At 69.2% G+C, this 19,089-nt stretch carries 16 protein-coding genes and 1 pseudogene; 9 read left to right on the top strand and 8 right to left on the bottom strand.

Translation table 11 applies throughout. The annotated features are described in order from the left end of the window. Nucleotides 1–44: 44 nt before the first annotated feature. The 6 genes from EV375_RS12415 to EV375_RS12390 form a co-directional block, all read right to left on the bottom strand. Nucleotides 45–1,148 carry a C40 family peptidase gene (locus EV375_RS12415; RefSeq protein WP_130299495.1) on the bottom strand — a complete coding sequence of 368 codons (1,104 nt, stop codon included), beginning with the start codon at nucleotides 1,146–1,148 and terminating at the stop codon, nucleotides 45–47. 159 nt (nucleotides 1,149–1,307) lie between these two features. Next, on the bottom strand, nucleotides 1,308–2,159 hold the full coding sequence (locus EV375_RS12410; RefSeq protein ID WP_130299494.1) for a protein kinase domain-containing protein: 852 nt from the start codon (nucleotides 2,157–2,159) through the stop codon (nucleotides 1,308–1,310). Nucleotides 2,160–2,359: 200 nt separating this feature from the next. Then, nucleotides 2,360–2,626, bottom strand: a complete 267-nt coding sequence (locus EV375_RS12405) for a hypothetical protein (RefSeq protein WP_130299493.1) — start codon at nucleotides 2,624–2,626, stop codon at nucleotides 2,360–2,362. Between the two features lie 26 nt (nucleotides 2,627–2,652). After that, nucleotides 2,653–3,129 carry a redox-sensitive transcriptional activator SoxR gene (gene soxR / locus EV375_RS12400; RefSeq protein WP_130299492.1) on the bottom strand — a complete coding sequence of 159 codons (477 nt, stop codon included), beginning with the start codon at nucleotides 3,127–3,129 and terminating at the stop codon, nucleotides 2,653–2,655. Nucleotides 3,130–3,263: 134 nt separating this feature from the next. Then, on the bottom strand, nucleotides 3,264–4,019 hold the full coding sequence (locus EV375_RS12395; RefSeq protein ID WP_130299491.1) for a TetR/AcrR family transcriptional regulator: 756 nt from the start codon (nucleotides 4,017–4,019) through the stop codon (nucleotides 3,264–3,266). Between the two features lie 36 nt (nucleotides 4,020–4,055). Further along, nucleotides 4,056–5,012, bottom strand: a complete 957-nt coding sequence (locus EV375_RS12390; protein WP_130299490.1) for an AurF N-oxygenase family protein — start codon at nucleotides 5,010–5,012, stop codon at nucleotides 4,056–4,058. A gap of 208 nt (nucleotides 5,013–5,220) precedes the next feature. Between EV375_RS12390 and EV375_RS12385 the strand changes: the two genes are divergently transcribed. The 4 genes from EV375_RS12385 to EV375_RS12370 all read left to right on the top strand — a co-directional run bounded on the left by EV375_RS12385 (nucleotide 5,221) and on the right by EV375_RS12370 (nucleotide 9,842). Beyond that, entirely contained in the window at nucleotides 5,221–6,351 is a 1,131-nt protein-coding gene (locus EV375_RS12385) for a ferritin-like domain-containing protein (RefSeq protein ID WP_130299489.1), read from the top strand. Between the two features lie 306 nt (nucleotides 6,352–6,657). Beyond that, the gene (locus EV375_RS12380; protein WP_130299488.1) at nucleotides 6,658–7,506 is read left to right on the top strand and encodes a SigB/SigF/SigG family RNA polymerase sigma factor; all 849 of its coding nucleotides are present in this window, start codon (nucleotides 6,658–6,660) and stop codon (nucleotides 7,504–7,506) included. Between the two features lie 605 nt (nucleotides 7,507–8,111). Then, entirely contained in the window at nucleotides 8,112–9,545 is a 1,434-nt protein-coding gene (locus tag EV375_RS12375) for a tannase/feruloyl esterase family alpha/beta hydrolase (protein WP_130299487.1), read from the top strand. 123 nt (nucleotides 9,546–9,668) lie between these two features. Continuing rightward, nucleotides 9,669–9,842, top strand: coding sequence for a CsbD family protein (locus tag EV375_RS12370; protein ID WP_130299486.1), 174 nt, complete (start codon nucleotides 9,669–9,671; stop codon nucleotides 9,840–9,842). A 244-nt stretch (nucleotides 9,843–10,086) separates the two neighbouring features. On the opposite strand, the gene EV375_RS12365 is transcribed toward EV375_RS12370, so the two are convergent. Further along, nucleotides 10,087–10,980, bottom strand: coding sequence for an RNA polymerase sigma factor SigF (locus EV375_RS12365; RefSeq protein WP_130299485.1), 894 nt, complete (start codon nucleotides 10,978–10,980; stop codon nucleotides 10,087–10,089). Between the two features lie 335 nt (nucleotides 10,981–11,315). On the opposite strand from EV375_RS12365, the gene EV375_RS12360 reads away from it, so the two are divergent. From EV375_RS12360 to EV375_RS12350, 3 genes are all read left to right on the top strand, one after another. After that, nucleotides 11,316–11,690: an ATP-binding protein gene (locus EV375_RS12360; RefSeq protein ID WP_165434720.1), complete on the top strand. Its 375-nt coding sequence runs from the start codon at nucleotides 11,316–11,318 to the stop codon at nucleotides 11,688–11,690. A 239-nt stretch (nucleotides 11,691–11,929) separates the two neighbouring features. After that, a complete protein-coding gene (locus tag EV375_RS12355; protein ID WP_130299483.1) occupies nucleotides 11,930–12,271 on the top strand; it encodes an SCO4225 family membrane protein in 342 nt (113 codons plus the stop codon). Between the two features lie 270 nt (nucleotides 12,272–12,541). Beyond that, complete coding sequence (locus EV375_RS12350) at nucleotides 12,542–13,108, top strand: NlpC/P60 family protein (protein ID WP_130299482.1); 567 nt, start codon at nucleotides 12,542–12,544, stop codon at nucleotides 13,106–13,108. 139 nt (nucleotides 13,109–13,247) lie between these two features. Here EV375_RS12350 and EV375_RS12345 read toward each other — a convergent pair whose 3' ends face one another. After that, nucleotides 13,248–14,105: an endonuclease I family protein gene (locus EV375_RS12345; protein WP_486588444.1), complete on the bottom strand. Its 858-nt coding sequence runs from the start codon at nucleotides 14,103–14,105 to the stop codon at nucleotides 13,248–13,250. Nucleotides 14,106–14,590: 485 nt separating this feature from the next. On the opposite strand from EV375_RS12345, the pseudogene EV375_RS12340 reads away from it, so the two are divergent. Together EV375_RS12340 and EV375_RS12335 are read left to right on the top strand one after the other, a co-directional pair. Continuing rightward, nucleotides 14,591–16,594 (top strand): annotated as a pseudogene (locus EV375_RS12340) (alpha-amylase family glycosyl hydrolase); the annotation flags it as partial. Between the two features lie 73 nt (nucleotides 16,595–16,667). Next, nucleotides 16,668–19,013, top strand: coding sequence for an isoamylase (locus tag EV375_RS12335; RefSeq protein WP_207228086.1), 2,346 nt, complete (start codon nucleotides 16,668–16,670; stop codon nucleotides 19,011–19,013). Nucleotides 19,014–19,089 lie beyond the last annotated feature (76 nt).

Genomic DNA, 19,089 nt, shown 5'->3' with positions numbered 1-19,089 from the left:
CGCCCGCGGTCAGTGGACGCCGGTGCTGCCCGGCTCATGTGCCCTCAGAGCAGCGGCGTCTGCGGGCGGCGGTGGTCGGACAGCGGACGATTCCCCGCGTCGGGCCGCACCGCGCCCTGCACGGAGGGGATGGCGCCGACGGGGGAGAGCCGGATCTGCGAACCCGGCCGCGGCGCGTGCACGACCTTGCCGCGTCCGGCGTACATCGCGACGTGCGAGGCGCTCTCGTAGTAGACGACGAGGTCGCCGGGGCGCAGCTTGTTCAGCGGCACGTGCCGCAGCCTCCGCCACTGGCCCTGGCTGGTGCGCGGAATGGCGCGACCGGCCTGCCCCCACGCCTTCGAGGTGAGCCCCGAGCAGTCGTAGGCCGCGGGGCCCGCGGCGCCGAACCGGTAGGGCTTGCCGATCTGCCGCAGCGCGAACCGCACCGCTTCCGCTCCGGTGCGTGAGGGCCGGCGCTGCACCTTCGGACCCTGCAGCCCCCTGGCGGACATCAATGTGCGCTGGGTGCCTGCCTGTTGGGACGTCTCCAGGGCGCGCAGTCGCGTCAGCTGGTCGTCGGAGAGGGAGGCGAGGGTGCGTTCGACCCGGCGCAGCCGCGTGCGTACGGTCTCCCGCCGCTTCTCCTTCCGGTCCGCGAGCCGCTGCTGCTTCGCCAGCGCCTTGCGTGCGCGTGCCGTGAGCTGCCGCTGCCTCTTCTCACCCGCCTGGAGCCGCTGCACGGTCAGGGCCTGGCGGCCCGCCGCACGAGTGAGCAGGCGCAGCCCGTCCATGGGGGCCCGCGGGTTCTCGGCGAGCAGCAGCTGCACGACCGGCGGAAGCCCGACGTCGCCGCGCCGGTACTGCTGACGGGCGAGGCGTCCGGCCTCCCGGCGTGACTCGGCGAGTGCCGCACGCACCGAAGAGAGCGCCTTCTCCGCGTCGTTCGTACGCTTGCGCTGCCGCTTCAGCTTTTCGGCGGTCCTGTTGTACGCGTCCGAGGCCGACTCGGTCTTCTCGTACATCTGCCGCAGCTCGCGCAGCAGCTCGCTGACGGGCCTCTCGCCCGGGTCGGCCGCCGCCGGAAGGGGCTGGAGGGCGAGCGCTGCCGCCACCACCGTGACCAGCGCCCCGGCCGTGACGGAATGGGGTGCTCGTAGATGCGACACCGGCTCGCCTCCGATCTGACTCGCTACCGGAGCGATCGTGCACGGCGGTGCTTGTTACCGGCGGGGTTGTTCGGCTCCCGTCCCGGGGCGCTCACCCGAAGGGTGCCCGGGGCGTCGCCCGTGCGGCGGCGCGCAGTACGGGGCGAGACCGGAGTGGCGCTAACGGCCGAAGAGACGGCGTCCCGTCAGGCGGCGGGCCGCTTCGGTCGCGTGCCCGATCTCGTGCACGTACGACTCGGGCAGCCAGTCCGTGGCGGGAAGTTCGGCGGTGTCGGCGAGGTCGAGTGCGTGTGTGAGGACGCTGGGGGGCGGACGGGACTCCGGAGTCTTGTGCAGGCACGCGAAGAGCGCGGGGCACAGCCCGTCCGGCACGCCCGTCAGGTCCGGGTCCTCGCGTGCCATGGGCAGCATGTTCCCGGCGAAGGGCTGATGGGCGCTGGCGGCGAAGACGAGGGTCGCGCCCAGGTCGAAGACGTCGTCGGCCATTTCGTCGGTGGCCGGCCCGCTCATGTTGCCCAGGGCCAGGCCGTAGTCGACGACGCGGGGCGAGTCGAGGGCGAGCAGCACGTTGTGGGGGCCCAGGTCGCGGTGGGTTATGCGGGCCGCGTGAAGGGCCGTCAAGGACCGCGCGAGCGCGCCGCCCAGGGCGCGCACCGACGACTCCGGCATGGGGCCGTACTTCGAGATCAGGGCTTCCAGGGAGACGCCGGGCACGAAGGCGTTGGCTATCCAGGGCTGGGCGCCGTCGAGTTCGCAGCCTGCCGCGTCGGCGACGTACTCGCTGCGCACGCCGGTCGCAGCAGCCTCCATCTCCTGCCGCAGGCGTGCGCGCAGCGGCCGGTCGCGGAGCAGGTACGGGCGCAGGGCGCGCACGGCGACGAGCTGCTTGCGCGCGCCCCGCTGCGGTGCCCCCCGACCGAGGTAGACGGTGCCCATACGGCCGTCGCCGAGTACGCCGTGGAGGCGGTACGGGCCCACCTGCCGGGGGTCTGTGCTACCGAGGCCAGCCATCCCTTGGATCACGCTCGGCAGCCTAGGCGCACAGCGTGTGCAAGGGGACGGGGTGAACAGAACCGTCGCAGTTCTTCGCAAACTTCACGTCAGGCTCAGAAAATGTCACGGATGTGCTAGGGGTGTCCTGCTTGCCTGGCCGCCGGCGCCCCGGGACGCGGCACGGCCGGTGCCGTGTGCGGCCTGCGCGGGGCCGGGGCTCAGCCGCGGCTCCACGGCCAGCGGAGCCTTCCGTGCGGAATTCCCTCTGGTTCGTACACGTATCGCCAGCCGCGGGGGATGCCCAGCCGGCGTGTGAAGGCGGCGGGTTCCAGCCGGTAGACGTGAACCACCGTGGGGCCGTCGTCGTCCGCGGGCGGGACGGGCACCTCGTAGCTCTTCGGCGGACGGCCGTTGACCCCGGTGAGCACCGGCAGCACGCGGCCGTCCAGCGGCCCGCCGACGAAGACGCTCTCCTCACTGCGCATTCCTGCTCCCGCCTCCGCCTTCCGGTTCAGCCGCACTTGTCCGAGGTGCAGCCCGCGAGGGAACGCGGGCCCGGGCCATCCTCGCCGAGCTTGTCGTACGGATTGGCCAGCGCGCAGTGCTCCAGGGAGAGGCAGCCGCAGCCGATGCACTCGGTGAGGTGGTCGCGCAGCTGCGTCATCAGCTTGATGCGCTGGTTGAGGTCCTCCCGCCAGCACTCCGAGACCCTCGCCCAGTCCTCGCGGTTCGGTGTGCGGTTGTCCGGCAGCAGCGCGAGCGCGTCACGGATGGCCGCGAGCGGCATGCCCAGACGCTGGGAGGCTCGGATGAAGGCGACCCGGCGCAGGGTGTCACGGCTGTAGCGGCGCTGGTTGCCCGGGGTGCGGCGGCTGTGGATCAGCCCCTCGCGCTCGTAGTAGCGCAGCGCAGAGGTGGCCACTCCGGCGCGTTCGGCGAGTTCGCCGACCGTGGCCTCCTTGGCCTGCCAGGACAGTTGCGTGGACATGGAGCCAGAATAGGCCTTGTTCAAGATTCCTTTAAGTTCGGGACCGGCCGTCCCGTTACCTCCGGTCCCGTTCCCTTCCGGTTCCGTTGCCGGCCTGTCCCGGCCCCGGCGCCGGCCTGTCCCGCTCCGGGCGGTCAGCAGCTGCCGGGCACGTCCAGGAGATGTCCCTTGTCGCCGACGACGGGCAGCATCCGCCGGGCCAGTTCGCCGACGGGGCCGTCGCCCTCCTCCAGGTCCAGGGCGTGCCGGACGATGCGGGCGGTCTCCGCGTCCCTCGTAGCGGACGCCATCAGCAGGGCCACGAAGTGGTCCAGCAGCCAGTCGCGAAGTTCCGCGACCGGCGGCTGCTTGCCCTGGTCCAGCCACATCAGGGAGGCGGCCTCGACCACCGTTATCCACGTGCTGACCGTCATGCGCAGCCGGGGCCCCGCCTCCTTGCCCCCCGGCTCGTAGCCGAGGTGGAAGAGGATCTGGTCGGCGGCGGCGCGGCGCACCTCGTCGACGATCGCGTGCGTGCGCGAGGTCTGTACGACGCTGCCGCCCTGGAGCAGCGCCATGAACCCGGCGTCGTGCTCGTCGACGAATGCGAGGTAGCGCTCCAGCGCCCGCACGAGCCGCTGCGTGAGCGGCCCGGTCTGGGCCTCGGCGAAGCACTGCTCCAACTCGTCGGCCGCGGTGCGCAGCGCCGCCTCGTACAACTGCTGCTTGCCGCCCGGGAAGTAGCGGTAGACGAGCGGGCGCGAGACGCCGGCGGTGGCCGCCACGTCGTCGAGGGAGACGTCCTCGGGCGGATTGTGGGCGAAGAGGCCGAGCGCGGTGCCGATCAGCTGCGCACGCCGTTCGTCCACGCTCAGCCTGCGATACGCCGGTGCCGTGCCGCTGCTGCTCATTCCATGAGCGTAACCGGGACGCCCCCCGGCCGGTCCCTACCGGGGCAGGAGGCCCGAGCTGACCCACAGCTTGCGGCCGACTCCGCGCATGACGCCGATCTCGTCCAGGAAGTCGGTGAGCCGCCTGGCGCCGGTCTGCATCACCTCGCGGCGGTGTCCGCTGGCCTTGACCTGGGCCATCGCCTCGCGCTTGTCCAGGCCCACGTTCGTGTAGACCTCCGGGTTGATGAAGGAGATCGAGAAGACGCGGGCCGCCTCGCCCGAGCTGATGCGGGTGAACTCCGCCTCCCAGCGCGGGCAGCTGACCATCTGGCGGCGCAGCTCCTCGCGGGCGTACCGCACGTGCCGGGCCTCCTCGACTACGTGGATGCGGGTGACACCGCGCACCAGCGGCTGTATCCGCTCGTCGGGAAAGGTCAGCCGCTGCATCCAGTCGAGGATCTCCTCGCCGAGAAGCGTGGCGGTGAAGGACCCGGGCGTCGTGGAGACGGACTTGAGCAGTCGTGCGAGGTTGTGGTGCAGACGGGAGACGCGGTACGCGGGCACTCCGCTCTTGCTGATCATCCGCGCGAACATCTTCGAGTGCCGGCACTCGTCCTCGATCTCAGTGAGGGCGTAGCGCACGTGGCTGCTGGTGAGCGGCTTGTCGTAGATGTGGCGCACCAGCAGCTGAATGAGGATGACCTCGAACCAGATGCCGAGGGAGGCGAGCGAGCCGGCTTCGTGGCGGGCGAGGTCGAGGCGCTGCTCCTCGGACATCCGCTTCCACAGAGGGGTGTCGTAGAGCGAGACGAGCTCCGGCGGCCAGAACCACTTGCCCTCCTCGAAGGGCGCGTCCCAGTCCAGTTCCTCGTCCGGGTCGAACGAGTGCTTCTTGGAGGAGTCCAGCAGGCGCTCGGCGACCTGCTCGCGGTCCTTGAGCAGGCCGAGGGCGTCCCTGAGCGGCTGGGTCCCGGTCTTCTCGTCGGTGGCCGTGTCGGGGGTGATCGTCATGCTGGGCACCTCTTCGTGAGTTACCGAAGGTTACATCGACCGTTACGTCTTATGAGACTGCCTGTCAGTAAGCGAGTCAATCCCCGCGACACACATTGCGCAGCATTTGTTGACCGGGCGGTAACAGCCGTGTGAGCCTGCCAACTGCCTGCCAGTGGGCCCTGGTTGCCCGGGCGGGGCCCGAGCATCCCGGAGTCAGGAGGCGTCCATGACCACGCACGACCTCTACGTCAACAGCCCGGGAGCCGCCGAGTGGGAGGTGCCGGCCGCCGGGGCCGCCCGCTTCAGCTGGGACTACGACGACGGCCGCGACCGTCTCCTCGCCCTGTACCAGAAGGGCAAGGACAAGCAGTGGGACGGGCAGCTGCGCATCGACTGGGACCTCGAGGTGGACCCGAAGGACCCGCTCGGCACCCCCGACGAGGCCATGTCGCTCTACGGCACGTCCTACTGGGACAAGATGAACGAGGCCGAACGGGCAGACCTGCGGCAGCACTACGCCTCCTGGCAGTTCAGCCAGTTCCTCCACGGTGAACAGGGTGCGATGGTCTGCGCGGCGCGGATCGTGGAGTCCGTCCCCGACCTGGACGCGAAGTTCTACTCCGCGACACAGACCATGGACGAGGCCCGGCACGCCGAGATCTACGGGCGCTTCCTGCACGAGAAGGTCGGGATGGTCTACCCGATCAACGACAATCTCCAGTCGCTGCTCGGAGACACCCTCCGCGACTCCCGCTGGGACATGCCCTACCTGGGGATGCAGGTGCTCATCGAGGGGCTGGCGCTCGCCGCCTTCGGCATGATCCGCGACACCACCGACAAGCCGCTGCCCAAGCAGATCCTCGCCTACGTCATGCAGGACGAGGCCCGGCACGTCGCCTTCGGCCGCATGGCGCTGCGCGACTACTACAAGCAGCTGACGGAGGCCGAGCTGCGGGAGCGCGAGGACTTCGTCATCGAGGGCTGCTACCTCATGCGGGACCGCCTCAAGGGCGTCGAGGTGCTGGAGAACTTCGGGGTTCCGAAGGCGGAGGCGGAGACCTTCAGCGAGCAGTCGGACTTCCTGAAGCTCTTCCGGCAGCTGCTCTTCAGCCGCATCGTGCCCTGCGTGCGCGACATCGGGCTGTGGGGCGAGCGGCTCCAGCGCGCGTACCTCGACATGGGCGTCTTCGAGATGGGCGACCAGAACCTGGACCTGCTGATGGCGCAGGACGAGGAGATCGCCGAGAAGCTCGATGCGGAACGGTTCGCCGCGGAGGAAGCGGAGAGGACTGCGGAGGTCGCCGACACGATCGCCGAGGGTGAGCGCGAGGAAGCGGAGGCCGACCCCGGGCGCTGACGCCGGACGGCTGGGACTTCGGGCCCCGGGTGTGCTGCTGCACACCCGGGGCCTTCGTGTGTCCCCGGACGGGCTCGGGTGAAACACGGCGTACGTGTGGCACATGAGACGGCATCGACGTAGTTTGAAGGAGATCGGGAGTATTGGACGGGTTCATTACTCTTAAGGTGTTTTGACCCCTTTTGTGCTTCGGCCAGTAGGCACAGCTGCGGGAGGGCGGTCGGCGCCGCCGTGCGCCTGACCGCTGTGCCTGCTCCCGCGGTGACGCGCTACCCGAGTTCACCGAGCACCGGGAGGCATCAGGTCATGTCAGCAGTCCGATTCCGTGCGAAGCACGCACGTCACCCGCATGACGATGCACCCGACACCGCGGCCCACTTCGAGCGCATCACGTCGCTGCCGGACGGGCCGGAGAAGGAGGAGCTGCGCCAGGAGGTCGTGCGGGCCTGGATGCCGATGGCCGACCGTCTCGCCCAGCGCTTCCGCAACCGGGGCGAGAACCTCGAGGACCTGCAGCAGGTCGCCGCGCTGGGGCTGGTCAAGGCCGTCGCGCGCTACGACCCGGCCCGGGGGTGCGCCTTCGAGAGCTTCGCGGTGCCGACGATCGTCGGAGAGATCAAGCGGCACTTCCGCGACTACATGTGGGACCTGCACGTGCCGCGACGCGTGCAGGAGCTGCGAAACCGCGTACGCGCCAGCTGCCGTGAACTGGGCGTCACTCTCGATGACCGCTCGCCCACCGTGGCGCAGATCGCCGAGCACAGCGGCCTCAGCCAGGAGGACGTCGTGATCGGCATGGAGGCGCTGGAGAGCTACAGTGCGCTCTCGCTCGACGCCGAGCTGTCCAAGAACGAGGACGGCTACTCCCTGCTCGACACCCTCGGCGCCACCGAGCCGGGCTTCGAGCGCGTCACCTACCGCGAGGCGGTCAAGCCGCAGCTGCGCAACCTGCCGGAGCGGGAGCGCTACATCCTCTACCTGCGCTTCTTCTGCGACATGACGCAGAGCAGCATCGCCGAGCAGCTGGGGATCTCCCAGATGCACGTCTCGCGGCTCATCAGCCGTACGTGCGAGCGCCTGCACCGGGAGGTCGAGGCGGAGGTGGCGGCGCGCGCTCACGAGCCCTCCCCCGCGCGGGCCCCGATGACGGTCTGACCGCCGCCGGCGCGGGTCCTCCCCGGCGCACGGGGAACTCGGCTTCCGGTGCCCGCGAGGAGGCCCGGCCCGTTCCGTGTCCAGTCCCCGGGGACGCGGGCGGGCCGTTGTGCTGCGCGTACGCGTGTGTACGCAGGGGATGCGGGCGCATGGCCGCCGCGGCGCTCGGCAGGACCGGTCGCCGGCCGCGTCCCCGCACTCCGGCGAGCCGGAGAATGCCGGCGCCCCGGCCCGTGCGCCACCGCACGCCTCCGCATGGCCCGTCGGGCGGGCGCGAGAGCCGCTGCCGGAGCAGCCGACGCCGACTCACGTCAACGGCCCGCCTCAACAGGCCTGCGTCAACAGGCCTGCGTCAGCGGGCCGCCTCCCAACCGGCATGGCGCCGGGGGGAGTTCGCCGTGTCGCCAGGAGGGCCGCCGTCCCTCTGCGGGCGATGGCCCGCCGCGCGTGCGGCGTGTGGCCGTGCACCACCGCAAGGGCCGCGAAGGTGGCGGTCCGTCACGTGTGCGGGGGATGGAGGGGGCTCGTAGCCTGCGTGCACTCATCACGCCGGACACAGGCCCGGCCGCCTCCGGCCGGACACAGCCCCCAGGGAGGCCTCTGCGATGCAACGGGTCAGCAGCGCCGCCGTACGCCCGTACCGACTCGCGGCAGTCGCCGCCCTCACCGCCGCGCTGCTGTCCTTCCCCGCGCCCGGCGGTGCCGCCGCCCAGCAGGGCGCGGACCGCGGCTGTGCCCGGACGGACATACCTCGCGTGCCCGGCGCCGAACATCAGAAGGCCGCCTGCCTCGACGAGTTGACGACCGCGGGCACCGTGGAGAGCGGACACACCGACCCCGCCGACTGGGCAGGGCTGACCCCTGCGAAGCTGCCCACACCGAAGGGTGTGCCGGGCGTCCAGATCGACGGCTACTTCCCGGACAGTTCCGCGACGAACACCAACCACGGCTGGAAGCACGACTCCCAGTTCGTTCTGCGGCTGCCCGCCCGCTGGAACGGCGGTCTCGTCGTCAGCGGCGCCCCCGGAAACCGCGAGCAGTACGCCAACGACCGGGCCATCGGCGACTGGGTGCTCAAGCGCGGCTACGCCTTCGCCGCCACCGACAAGGGCAACACCGGAGCGGCCTTCCACCGTGACGGACGGACTCCCGGTGACGCGGTGGCCGAGTGGAACCGGCGCGTCACGCAGCTCACGCGGGCAGCGCGCGCGACGGTCGCCGACCACTACCGGCGTCCCCCGGCACGCACGCTGGCCACCGGCATGTCCAACGGCGGCTACCTCGTGCGCTGGCAGCTGGAGAACCATCCGGAGCTCTACGACGGCGGCGTCGACTGGGAGGGCACGCTGTGGCGGGCCGGCGGCGAACGGCCGAACCTGCTGACCTTCCTGCCGCAGGCGCTGCGCCACTACCCGGCGTACGCAGCCGGCGGTCCCGGGGCGGACAAGGCCAGGAAGGCCCTGCACGACGCCGGCTTCCCGCGCGGCTCCGAGTTCCTGTGGCCCTACTTCCACGAGAACTACTGGGATCTCACGCAGCGCATCTACCGCGAGGAGATGGATCCCGGCTTCGACGGCGACACCGAGGCGGGAACCCCGTTCTGCGCGCCCGGAGACCCGGACGGTCCGCCGTGCGACGCGGACTACGAGTACGAGGACCGCCCGGACGACGTCCGCCGCGCGGTCGCACAGGCCGGGCTCACCGGCAGGATCGGCAAACCCCTGATCACGCTGCACGGCACCCTCGACACCCTGCTCCCCATCGGGGAGGACTCCGACGTCTACGCCCGCATGGTGCGCGAGTCGGGGCGGGGCGGGCTCTTCCGCTACTACCGCGTCGAGGACGGCAACCACGTCGACTCGCTCGCGGACGCCTTCCCCGACAAGCTGCGGCCGCTCACGCCGTGCCACCGTTCGGCGTTCACCGCGCTGGAGCGCTGGCTCGGCGACGGCACGAAGCCGCCGCGCACCCGCGACGTGCCCAGGCCGGACGGGGCGACGCAGGCGGAGCTGACGAGGAACTGCCCGCTCAAGAGCTGAGCGGGAGCGCGCGGACGGCGCCCGCGCAGGCACCCGACGCATGGCAACAGCCCGCGTTTCCAGCCCTGTTGCGCGGGAACCCGCCGCAACACGTCAGCAGGAATCTCGTGGGGAGGGCTCACCGTGGGCGCTGAGAAGAAGAAGCAGGCCAAGACCGAGCAGCTCCAGGGAAAGGTCAAGGAGATCCTCGGCCGCAAGCTCGGCAGCGAGCGTCTGGAGGCCGAAGGCCGCCGCGAGCAGTCGAAGGGCGACGTCCGGCAGGCCGCCGAGAAGGCCAAGGACGCCTTCCGGCGTTGAGCGCACCGCCCTGCCTCGCGGCTTCCGCGGGGCGCGGTGCCCAAGCAGTCGAAGGGCCCGTGACGTCGCGGACGTCACGGGCCCTTCGACTGCTCGTCTGCCTTTGGCCCTGCCCTGCCATGGGCGTGCCGACTGACTGCCCTTGCCCTGACGCCTGCCTGACACCAAAGCTGCCGTGGCAGACCCTGTCACGGGTCTGCCACGGCAGCGTCGGTATCAGGTGCCGTTGTGCGGCGTGCGTGCGTCAGTTCTGCGCGAGCATGCCGGCGCGGAGGCCGGACAGCGCGCGGCTGAGCAGCCGGGAGACGTGCATCTGGGACAGGCCCAGGTGCTCGCCGATCTGCGCCTGCGTCAGCTCGTCGCCGAAGCGCAGTTCGATGATCTTCCGGTCGCGTTCGGAGAGTTCGGCGAGGAGCGGCTTGAGGGCGTGGAAGTCCTCGACCAGGTCCATGGCCTCGTCACGTTCGCCCAGCACGTCCGCGAGGGACGCCTCGCCCTCCTCGTCGTTGACCGTGGCGTCGAGGGACGAGGAGTTGTAGCCGTTGGCCGCGACCTGGCCCTCGACGATCTCCTCCTCGCTCACGCCGAGATGCTCGGCCAGTTCGCTCACACGGGGCGCACGGCCCAGCTTCGAGGTGAGCTTGTCGTTGGCCCGCGCCAGGTCCATGCGCATCTCCTGGAGGCGGCGCGGAACGCGGACGTCCCACGTCGTGTCACGGAAGAAGCGCTTGATCTCACCGACGACGTACGGGATCGCGAAGGTGGTGAACTCCACCTCGCACGAGAGGTCGAACCGGTCGATCGCCTTGATGAGGCCGATCGTGCCGACCTGCACGATGTCGTCCATGTCGTCGCCGCGGGAGCGGAAGCGGCGCGCCGAATACCGTACGAGAGTCAGGTTGATCTCGATGAGGGTGTTGCGCACGTACTGGTACTCGTGCGTGCCCTCCTCGAGGACGGCAAGCCTGTCGAAGAGCGTCTTCGAGAGCTGACGGGCGTCCTCGGGAGCAAGCTTCTCCGGCTCGTCGATGACGGGCAGCCCTTCCGATGCGCTTCCGGCTCCCCGCCCTTCGAGTACGGACGGCGACCCGGTGGGTGCTTCCTCCGCTGTCGTGACGGTCGGCGTTGCGGAAGTCATCGCGTGGACCTGCCCTTCACTTCGACGTCGGGTTCAATCGCTTACCCGGCTTCTCACTGAACAAGCCTACGGCTTCGAGGTGTTGTCCTTTTGGGTGCATTTGCGGCACCTCGGAGCGGCCGTACAGGGCCAGTTGGCATGAGGCAGGCGTCGGTGGGCAAGCGGACCTGGGACCGATTGAAGCGACCACGACGAGAGCCCGGGTTTCCGTAAGAGAGGCGTACGGACGGCCCCGTCGAGGAGAATGCGTCCTCGGCAGAGGACGGGAGGTGATGCCTGTGCCTACGGGTCACAGCCCTGCGGCGACAGGCGGAGGGGAACAAGAAGCCCTGCTGATGGACTCGGTGTACACCGACATCGGACAGGCGCGCAAGGCCGTGGAGGAGCACCTGGCGAGGGACTGCGCCTGGGTGGACCTGACGGGAGTGCTCCTCGTCGTCTCCGAACTCGTGACCAACGCACAGCGTCACGCGCGGGGAAAGTGGCAACTGCGGGTCCAGGCCGAGCCGTACCGCGTAAGGGTGGAGGTCACGGACTCCGTGCCGCTCCCTCCGCGCTGGCGGCCGGGCAAGCTCGACGGCAGCGGCGGCTGGGGGCTGCGCATCGTCGAGCAGTGCGCCGACACGCTGGAGGTGCTGACGTCGGCGCGCGGCAAGACCATGCGCGCGCAGTGGCTGCATCCGGACCGCGGCGGCCCGTCACTCGCCTGAGAAGCCGGCATTCCGGCTACCGGCCCCGGCCCGTACCCCCGGCACTGACGGGGGTACGGGCCGGGGCCGGTCTCGCAGCGCACCTGACACGGCCGTGCGGCGGCCCTCCGGTCCTCCCGAAAGCCGCGGATCTGAGTACAAGTACTCATGCGCCGGGCGGCGAACGAGCGGAGGATCTGCCGGAACACGCGCGACCGTCATCTGTCTTGGAGATCTTTCACCGACCGGGAAGAGCAACCATGCGGGACCGCAGCGGCTGGAAGAGAATTCTCTCGGCGGCGACGGACAACTGGCCATCCCGCGTCTATCTGACGGCCTGTGCGGCATTGCTGATCTGGACGGCTTTCGACGCCCTTTTCGCTGACGACGAAGGTCCTTCTTTCGCGGGTATCTGGCCCATTTTCGCCACGCTGCCGACGAGTCTTCTCGTCGTGCTGCTCGCCGGCGCAATCGGATTTCTGCTGCCGACCGCGGTGACTCTCCCGCTTTTCGTTCTGCTGCTCGCGGTTGCGGCGCTCGTCAATGCCACAGGGCTCGGCCTGCTGCTGCGTTGGCTGCGACGCCGCACGTCACAGGCCTGATTCGAGCCAGGCAACCGCTACCGGGGCAGACGTGTGCGCGATTCCGTGAGGCTCCCGGGACACGGCTGGGAATGCCCAGCCTGACATTCGTCATCGGAATGCCCGGACGGACATGGAATGCATTGACGCGTTCAGTTCAACACGCCTAGCGTTCCCGTCGTCGGGCAACAGGCCCCTGAAATCCGCGAGTTGGGAGAATGCGACGCGGATTCCTGTGCCTGTGCCCGGCCGACAGCCCGACAAGGGAAACCCGATGAAAACGGGGAACACATGAACCGCAGGACACGAATAGTTCTTCCCGTGGTCGCGGGCGCCGCCGTCCTGGCGTCCCTCACACCCATGGCGGTGGCCGGTGACGCTCCGGCCGAGAGCGCGCCCGGCACCCAGGCGCGCGAGACGAAGGCGGACGTCGGCACCCAGGCCACCATCAGCCGCGACACCGTCATCAAGCGGGCCAGGACCTGGCTGACGGCGATCGACGGCCACCAGGTCCCCTACAGCCAGAGCAAGACGTTCGGGGGCTACCGCACGGACTGCTCCGGCTACGTGAGCATGGCGCTCAAGTACGGGAAGCCGGGCACGAACACGGTGGGCCTGGCGTCCTCGCAGTTCACCAAGAAGATCAAGATGTCGCAGCTGAAGAAGGGCGACCTGATCATCGACGCGAACGGCAGCTCGACGACCCGTCACGTCGTGATCTTCGAGAAGTGGACCAGTGCGGCGCACAAGTCCTACCGCGCCTACGAGCAGCGCGGCAGCTACGGGACCGACCACAGCACGCGCAGCTACGGGATCGGCAACGACGAGTACGACGCCTACCGTCCGAAGAAGTACTGAGGCAGGCAGGCCGGTCAGCGGCCCCGTGACTGTGCCCTCGTCCCGGAAGAGTTGCTTCCGGGACGAGGGCACGGTGTCGTCCTCAGGACCGGGTGGGCGTCACCGCCGCCCGGCTCGTACCGGGCCTGCGGCCCGGGCCCTACTTGTAGATCTCCCCGACCCACTCAGGGTGGTCGATGAACGGGTTCCGGTTCTTCTGGATCTTGTCGAAGATGACCTGGTTGCGGTTCTCCTCGAACGCGTCCGGCGGGTCCTGCTCGCTCCACTGCTTCAGGACGGACACGCGGCCGATGTTGGGCTTGGAGCCGTTGTCGACCTCGTCGTTGGCTTCCAGGTCCGGGAAGCTGTCCTCGCCCTCGTAGCGGACGTCCATGTAGAGGATCATGCGGGCGACGTCGCCCTTGACCTCGTCGCGCGGCTCGTAGGAGTCGTCGTCGGTGAAGTTGCCCGGCGCGCCCTCGACCTCGCTTCCGCCCTCGTCGAAGTCCTTGTTGCCGCGGATGCTGTTGACCTGCACATCGGACGGGCGCAGGTGGTGCACGTCCGTGCCCGGTCCGTTCGCGGTGCCGAAGTCGCCGTGGGACTTGGCCCAGACGTGCTCGCGGTTCCAGTTGCCCTGGTCGCCGCCGTTGCTGTCCTTGGAGATGGACTTGCCGGTGTACAGCTCGATGACGTTGCCGGAGTTGTCCGGGTCCTGGTCGGTCTCCTTCAGCGCGTCCCAGACCTCGTCGTACGAGAGTGTGGTCACGCCGTTGCTGATGATGCCGTGCAGAGCCGTCTTGAGCTCTTCGCCGGTCTTGCCCTCGGCGTCCTGGTAGTAGTCGTCCTCTTCCGCTGCGGTGAAGGCCGACGCGGTACCGGAGGCCCGTGCGGAGCTCTTGTCCGGTGCGGTGGCCGTGCCCGCCGAGGCGGGTATCTGTACGACGGCGGCTATGAGCGCGGTGCCGGCGAGTGCGCCGAGCGTTCTGCGGCGCGCTGCGGAACGTATGAAGTCCACGTTGGCGTCCTCTCCCCGAGGATGTGGCGCCGCGTGCGCAGTGTGGGGGTCGCAGCACGGCACCGGCCGATGGGTGGTCGGCCGTGGTGAAGCCTTCCATTGCCTCGAACACCGATGCGGGACGTATACGAAACTGTGCTGTGAAGAAATGGTGAAGCCTGGTGCGTCGTCACCCTGGGCTGTCCGCATCTCACTCACTCAACGGACCCGCGATCAGGCCGTGTTGGAGGGGAGCCGGAAACTTCGCAAGAGCTTCCTGAATCTTGCAGGAAGGGTTTACAGCTCTTCGCGGTGCCGCTACTTTCCCTTCAAGTTCCCGCCGCTACAGGGGAATCGATTACCGGCTGCTGGTGCGTGCGGCCCTTCCGAAGCGACGTGAAGGAGCCGTTGTGCGTATGCGCATCCCCCCACCGCTCGGGCCACGGGCCCGTATCCAGGCACTCCTCGCTCTCATCCTCGCGGGCCTCGTCGTCTCGCTGCTTCCGGCCACCGGGATCGCCGGACCGCGACCCGACCCCGGCCCGGCAGACGGCCGCGCAGCCGCGGCCGCACCGGCGACGATGCTGGGCGGCGACCCGCGCAAGGACTCGGTCTACTTCGCGATGACCGCCCGCTTCAACGACGGCGACCCGTCCAACAACAGGGGCGGCAGCCAGCATGAGAAGTCGGGCAACGCGGCCCACGACGACCCCATGTTCAGGGGCGACTTCAAGGGCCTGGCCGACAAGCTCGACTACATCAAGGCGCTGGGTTTCTCGGCGATCTGGATCACTCCGGTAGTCCTGAACCGGTCCGACTACGACTACCACGGCTACCACGGCTGGGACTTCTACCGGATCGACCCGCGGCTGGAGTCGAAGGGCGTCTCCTACCAGCAACTCATCGACAGCGCCCACGCCAAGGGCATCAAGATCTACCAGGACGTGGTCTACAACCACAGCTCCCGCTGGGGCGCGAAGGGGCTGAGCACCCCCACCTTCTTCGGGAAGCGCGACAAGGAGTGGGGCTGGTACTACGACAAGAAGACGGAGGGCAAGGAGTACAACCCCCTGGAGGAGAACGAGAAGGGCAAGACCTACAACGGTGACCTCTGGTCCGAGGAGGAGCCCGAGGGCAACACCTGCAAGGACTGGGGCAAACCGACGGGGGAGAGCAGCCCCGAGGGCTACAAGCTCTACAACTGCCAGTGGCCCAGCCCCACTTCGGGCCTCTTCCCTGCCTCGAAGTACCACCAGTGCTGGCTCGGCAACTGGGAGGGCGAGGACGCGCGCAGCTGCTGGCTGCACGAGGACCTCGCCGACTTCGACACCGAGCAGAAGAGCGTGCAGAAGTACCTGACCGACGCCTACAGCAAGTACATCGACATGGGCGTCGACGGCTTCCGCATCGACACGGCCGTCCACATCCCCCGCACGACCTGGAACCGCCGCTTCCTGCCGGCCCTCCACGACCGCCTCGTGGAGAAGTACGGCAAGGAGAAAGCGCAGGACTTCTACGTCTTCGGCGAGGTGGCCGCGTTCGTCAACGACAAGTGGAACCGCGGCTCGGTCAACCACTCCACCCAGTTCTTCACCTGGAAGGAACGCAAGGAGTACAGCGACGACGACGCGAAGGCGTCGCTGGAGATGTACGAGTACGAGCAGAAGCAGGGGCCGGAGAACCAGCCGACGTCCACCAACGCCTTCCTCGACGGGAACGAGTACCACGCCCCCGACCACTCGAAGTTCTCCGGCATGAACGTCATCGACATGCGGATGCACATGAACTTCGGCGACGCGGCGAACGCCTTCGGCAACGGCAAGGACTCCGACGACAGTTACAACGACGCCACGTACAACACCGTCTACGTCGACTCGCACGACTACGGACCGGGAAAGTCGTCCACGCGCTACGACGGCGGCACCGACGCCTGGGCCGAGAACATGTCGCTGATGTGGACCTTCCGCGGCATCCCCACCCTCTACTACGGATCGGAGATCGAGTTCCAGGCCGGCAAGAAGATCGACTGCGGTCCCACGTGCCCGCTCGCCACCACCGGCCGCGCCTACTTCGGCGAGCACCTCGAAGGCAGCGTCGAGGCATCGGAGTTCGGCAGGGCCGACAGCGCGAAGGGTGAGGTCGCAAAGACCCTCGACAAGCCGCTCGTCAAGCACCTCCAGCAGCTCAACCGGATCCGGCGCGCCGTTCCCGCCCTGCAGATGGGCCAGTACTCCACGAGCGGCATCGACGGCTCGATGGCGTACAAGCGCCGCTACACCTCCGGCGACACCGACAGCTTCGTGCTCGTGACGGTCTCCGGCGCAGCCACCTTCAACGGCATCCCCGACGGCACATACAAGGACGCCGTCACGGGCGACACCAAGAACGTCACCGGCGGCAAGCTCTCCGTCGCCGCACCCGGCAAGGGCAATCTGCGGGCCTACGTGCTCGACCTCCCTGGGAACCGCGCACCGGGCAAGGTCGGTTCGTCAGGCCCGTACTTGAAGTAGCCACCACCCCCAAGGCCCCGGGCCCGCATGCGGCCCGGGGCCGTTCACCCCCCACATCGAGGAGATGAGTCCCTTGGGACGCCTGCGCTTCCTGAGACTGGCGGCGGCAGCCGCCACCTTGGCCACAGTCGTCGGCCTCATGCCGTCGGCGGGCCAGCCCGCACGGGCCGCCACCGCGGCGGCTCCCGCCCTCGGCGCGCACTACGACGGCAGCGGCGAGAGCATCACCTTCCGGGTGCACTCCTCCGCCGCGACACGGATGCTCGTCGAGCTCTACGACAAGGCCGCCGGCGCCGCCGAGAAGGGGAGCCTGCTCCTGGAGAAGGAGTCCGGGGCCGACGGCACGTGGACGGCGACGGTCACCGTCGCGGAACTCCGTGAGAAGTACGGCATCGAGGGCACCGTCTACTACGGCTACCGCGCCTGGGGCCCCAACTGGCCCTACGACAAGGACTGGGAGAAGGGCTCCGAGGCCGGCTTCGTCTCCGACGTGGACGGCGAGGGCAACAGATTCAACCCGAACAAGCTGCTCCTCGACCCGTACGCCCGCGAAGTCAGCCACGACCCGCTGCGTGAGGGCATGACCGACAAGGGCGTCTACGGCTCCGGCCCGGAGCACCGTGGCGAGGACAGCGGCGCCCAGGCACCGAAGGGCATCGTGCTGCCCGAGACCGACTCCGGCGACGACGGAGGGACGGGCGAGAAGCCACGGCGCGCGCTCAAGGACGACATCGTCTACGAGGTGCATCTGCGCGGCCTGACCAAGAACGACCCCGCCGTCCCGGCCGCGGAACGCGGCACGTACAAGGGAGCCGCTGCCAAGGCGGACGAGCTGGCCGAACTAGGCGTCACCGCCGTGGAGTTCCTGCCCTTGCAGGAGGCACAGAACGACGCCAACGACGCCGATCCGGACAGCAGCGCGGACGACAACTACTGGGGATACGTCACCGACAACTTCTTCGCCCCCGACCGCCGCTACGCGGCGGACGACTCACCCGGCGGCCCCACCCGGGAGTTCCGCGCGATGGTCAAGGCGTACCACGACGCCGGCATCAAGGTCATCGCAGACGTGGTCTACAACCACACGGGAGAAGGGGGCCCTTGGAAGGAGGGGGACAAGAACACCTACGGCATCCACTCCTACCGCGGCCTGGACAACCCCACTTACTACTCGCTGACCGACGACCGGCAGGAGCCCGTGGACAACACGGGCGTCGGCGGCAACTTCAACACCTACAACCCGGTCGCGCAGAACCTCGTCATCGACTCCCTCCGGTACTGGAAGGACACGCTCGGCATCGACGGCTTCAGGCACGACCTCGCACCCGTACTCGGCAACACCTGCGAACACGGCTGCTTCAAGTACAGCGCCACCGACCCCAAGACGGCGCTGCACCGCATCACCGAGGAGATGCCCGCACGCGGAGCCGGAGGCGGCGAGGGCACCGACTGGATCGCCGAACCCTGGGCGCTCGGCGACGGCACGTACCAGATCGGCAACTTCCCCGCGGGCTGGGCCGAGTGGAACGGCAAGTACCGCGACACCCTCCGCGCACACCAGAACAAGCCGGACCGGAAGGTGACCCCGGGGCAGCTCGCGACGCGCCTCGCCGGCTCCTCGGACCTCTACGGCGACGACGGGCGACGGCCGTTCAACTCGGTCAACTTCATGGTCGCCCACGACGGGTTCACCCAGCGGGACCTGTACGCCTGCAACGAGAAGAAGAACGACCAGGCCTGGCCCTACGGACCCTCCGACGGAGGGTCGGACGACAACATGTCCTGGGACCAGGGCGGCGGGGCGGCAGCTCAGCGGCAGGCAGCCCGCAACGGCTTCGCCTTCCTCATGATCTCGGCGGGCACGCCGATGATGACCGGCGGTGACGAGGTGCTGCGCAGTACCCGCTGCAACAACAACCCGTACAACCTCGACAACGAGGCCAACTGGCTGGGCCACGAACCCGATTCGGACCAGGAGACCTTCCGTACCTACACGCACCGGCTGCTCGAATTCCGCAAGGCGCACCCGGCGCTGCGGCCCGCGGACTTCTACACATCCGAGGACACCAACGGCAACGGCACAGGCCAGCTCGACTGGTTCACCCCGGCCGGTGCCGCGCCCGACGAGGCGTACTGGAACGACGCCTCCAACCAGGCGCTGGCCTGGCGCGTCGACGGCACCGAGTTCGACGACCCGGCCGACGGGCTCTACGTCGCCTACAACGGCTCGTCCGGGGCGGCCGACTTCACGCTGCCCTCGCCCGGCGAAGGAAAGGAGTGGCACCGCGTCACCGACACGGGCGCCGCATCGGAGGGCGCCGGTCAGGTTGCCGAGCCGGGCTCGGAAGAGCCCGTCGGCGGCAAGGGCGCCGAGTACGAGCTGGGCGGCAGGTCCGTGGCCGTCCTGATCGCCAAGTAGCCGCCACCTCCTAGCCGCCACTGCCTGCCGTGTGGCCGGCACGCGCCGCCCGCCGGCACGCCTCAGGAAGGAGGCG

The sequence above is a fragment of the Streptomyces sp. CNZ301 genome (genome assembly GCF_004217425.1).
This window is presented reverse-complemented; position numbering and strand designations above follow the sequence as displayed.

Excerpts from the sequence above, each read along its gene's own strand:
- EV375_RS12395 (WP_130299491.1), bottom strand. The coding sequence starts at position 4,019 with ATGAGCAGCAGCGGCACGGCACCGGCGTATCGCAGGCTGAGCGTGGAC.
- EV375_RS12350 (WP_130299482.1), top strand. The coding sequence starts at position 12,542 with ATGAACCGCAGGACACGAATAGTTCTTCCCGTGGTCGCGGGCGCCGCC.
- EV375_RS12385 (WP_130299489.1), top strand. The coding sequence starts at position 5,221 with ATGACCACGCACGACCTCTACGTCAACAGCCCGGGAGCCGCCGAGTGG.
- EV375_RS12360 (WP_165434720.1), top strand. The coding sequence starts at position 11,316 with ATGGACTCGGTGTACACCGACATCGGACAGGCGCGCAAGGCCGTGGAG.
- EV375_RS12380 (WP_130299488.1), top strand. The coding sequence starts at position 6,658 with ATGTCAGCAGTCCGATTCCGTGCGAAGCACGCACGTCACCCGCATGAC.
- EV375_RS12390 (WP_130299490.1), bottom strand. The coding sequence starts at position 5,012 with ATGACGATCACCCCCGACACGGCCACCGACGAGAAGACCGGGACCCAG.
- EV375_RS12405 (WP_130299493.1), bottom strand. The coding sequence starts at position 2,626 with ATGCGCAGTGAGGAGAGCGTCTTCGTCGGCGGGCCGCTGGACGGCCGC.
- EV375_RS12410 (WP_130299494.1), bottom strand. The coding sequence starts at position 2,159 with ATGGCTGGCCTCGGTAGCACAGACCCCCGGCAGGTGGGCCCGTACCGC.
- EV375_RS12365 (WP_130299485.1), bottom strand. The coding sequence starts at position 10,980 with ATGACTTCCGCAACGCCGACCGTCACGACAGCGGAGGAAGCACCCACC.
- soxR (WP_130299492.1), bottom strand. The coding sequence starts at position 3,129 with ATGTCCACGCAACTGTCCTGGCAGGCCAAGGAGGCCACGGTCGGCGAA.
- EV375_RS12375 (WP_130299487.1), top strand. The coding sequence starts at position 8,112 with ATGCAACGGGTCAGCAGCGCCGCCGTACGCCCGTACCGACTCGCGGCA.
- EV375_RS12355 (WP_130299483.1), top strand. The coding sequence starts at position 11,930 with ATGCGGGACCGCAGCGGCTGGAAGAGAATTCTCTCGGCGGCGACGGAC.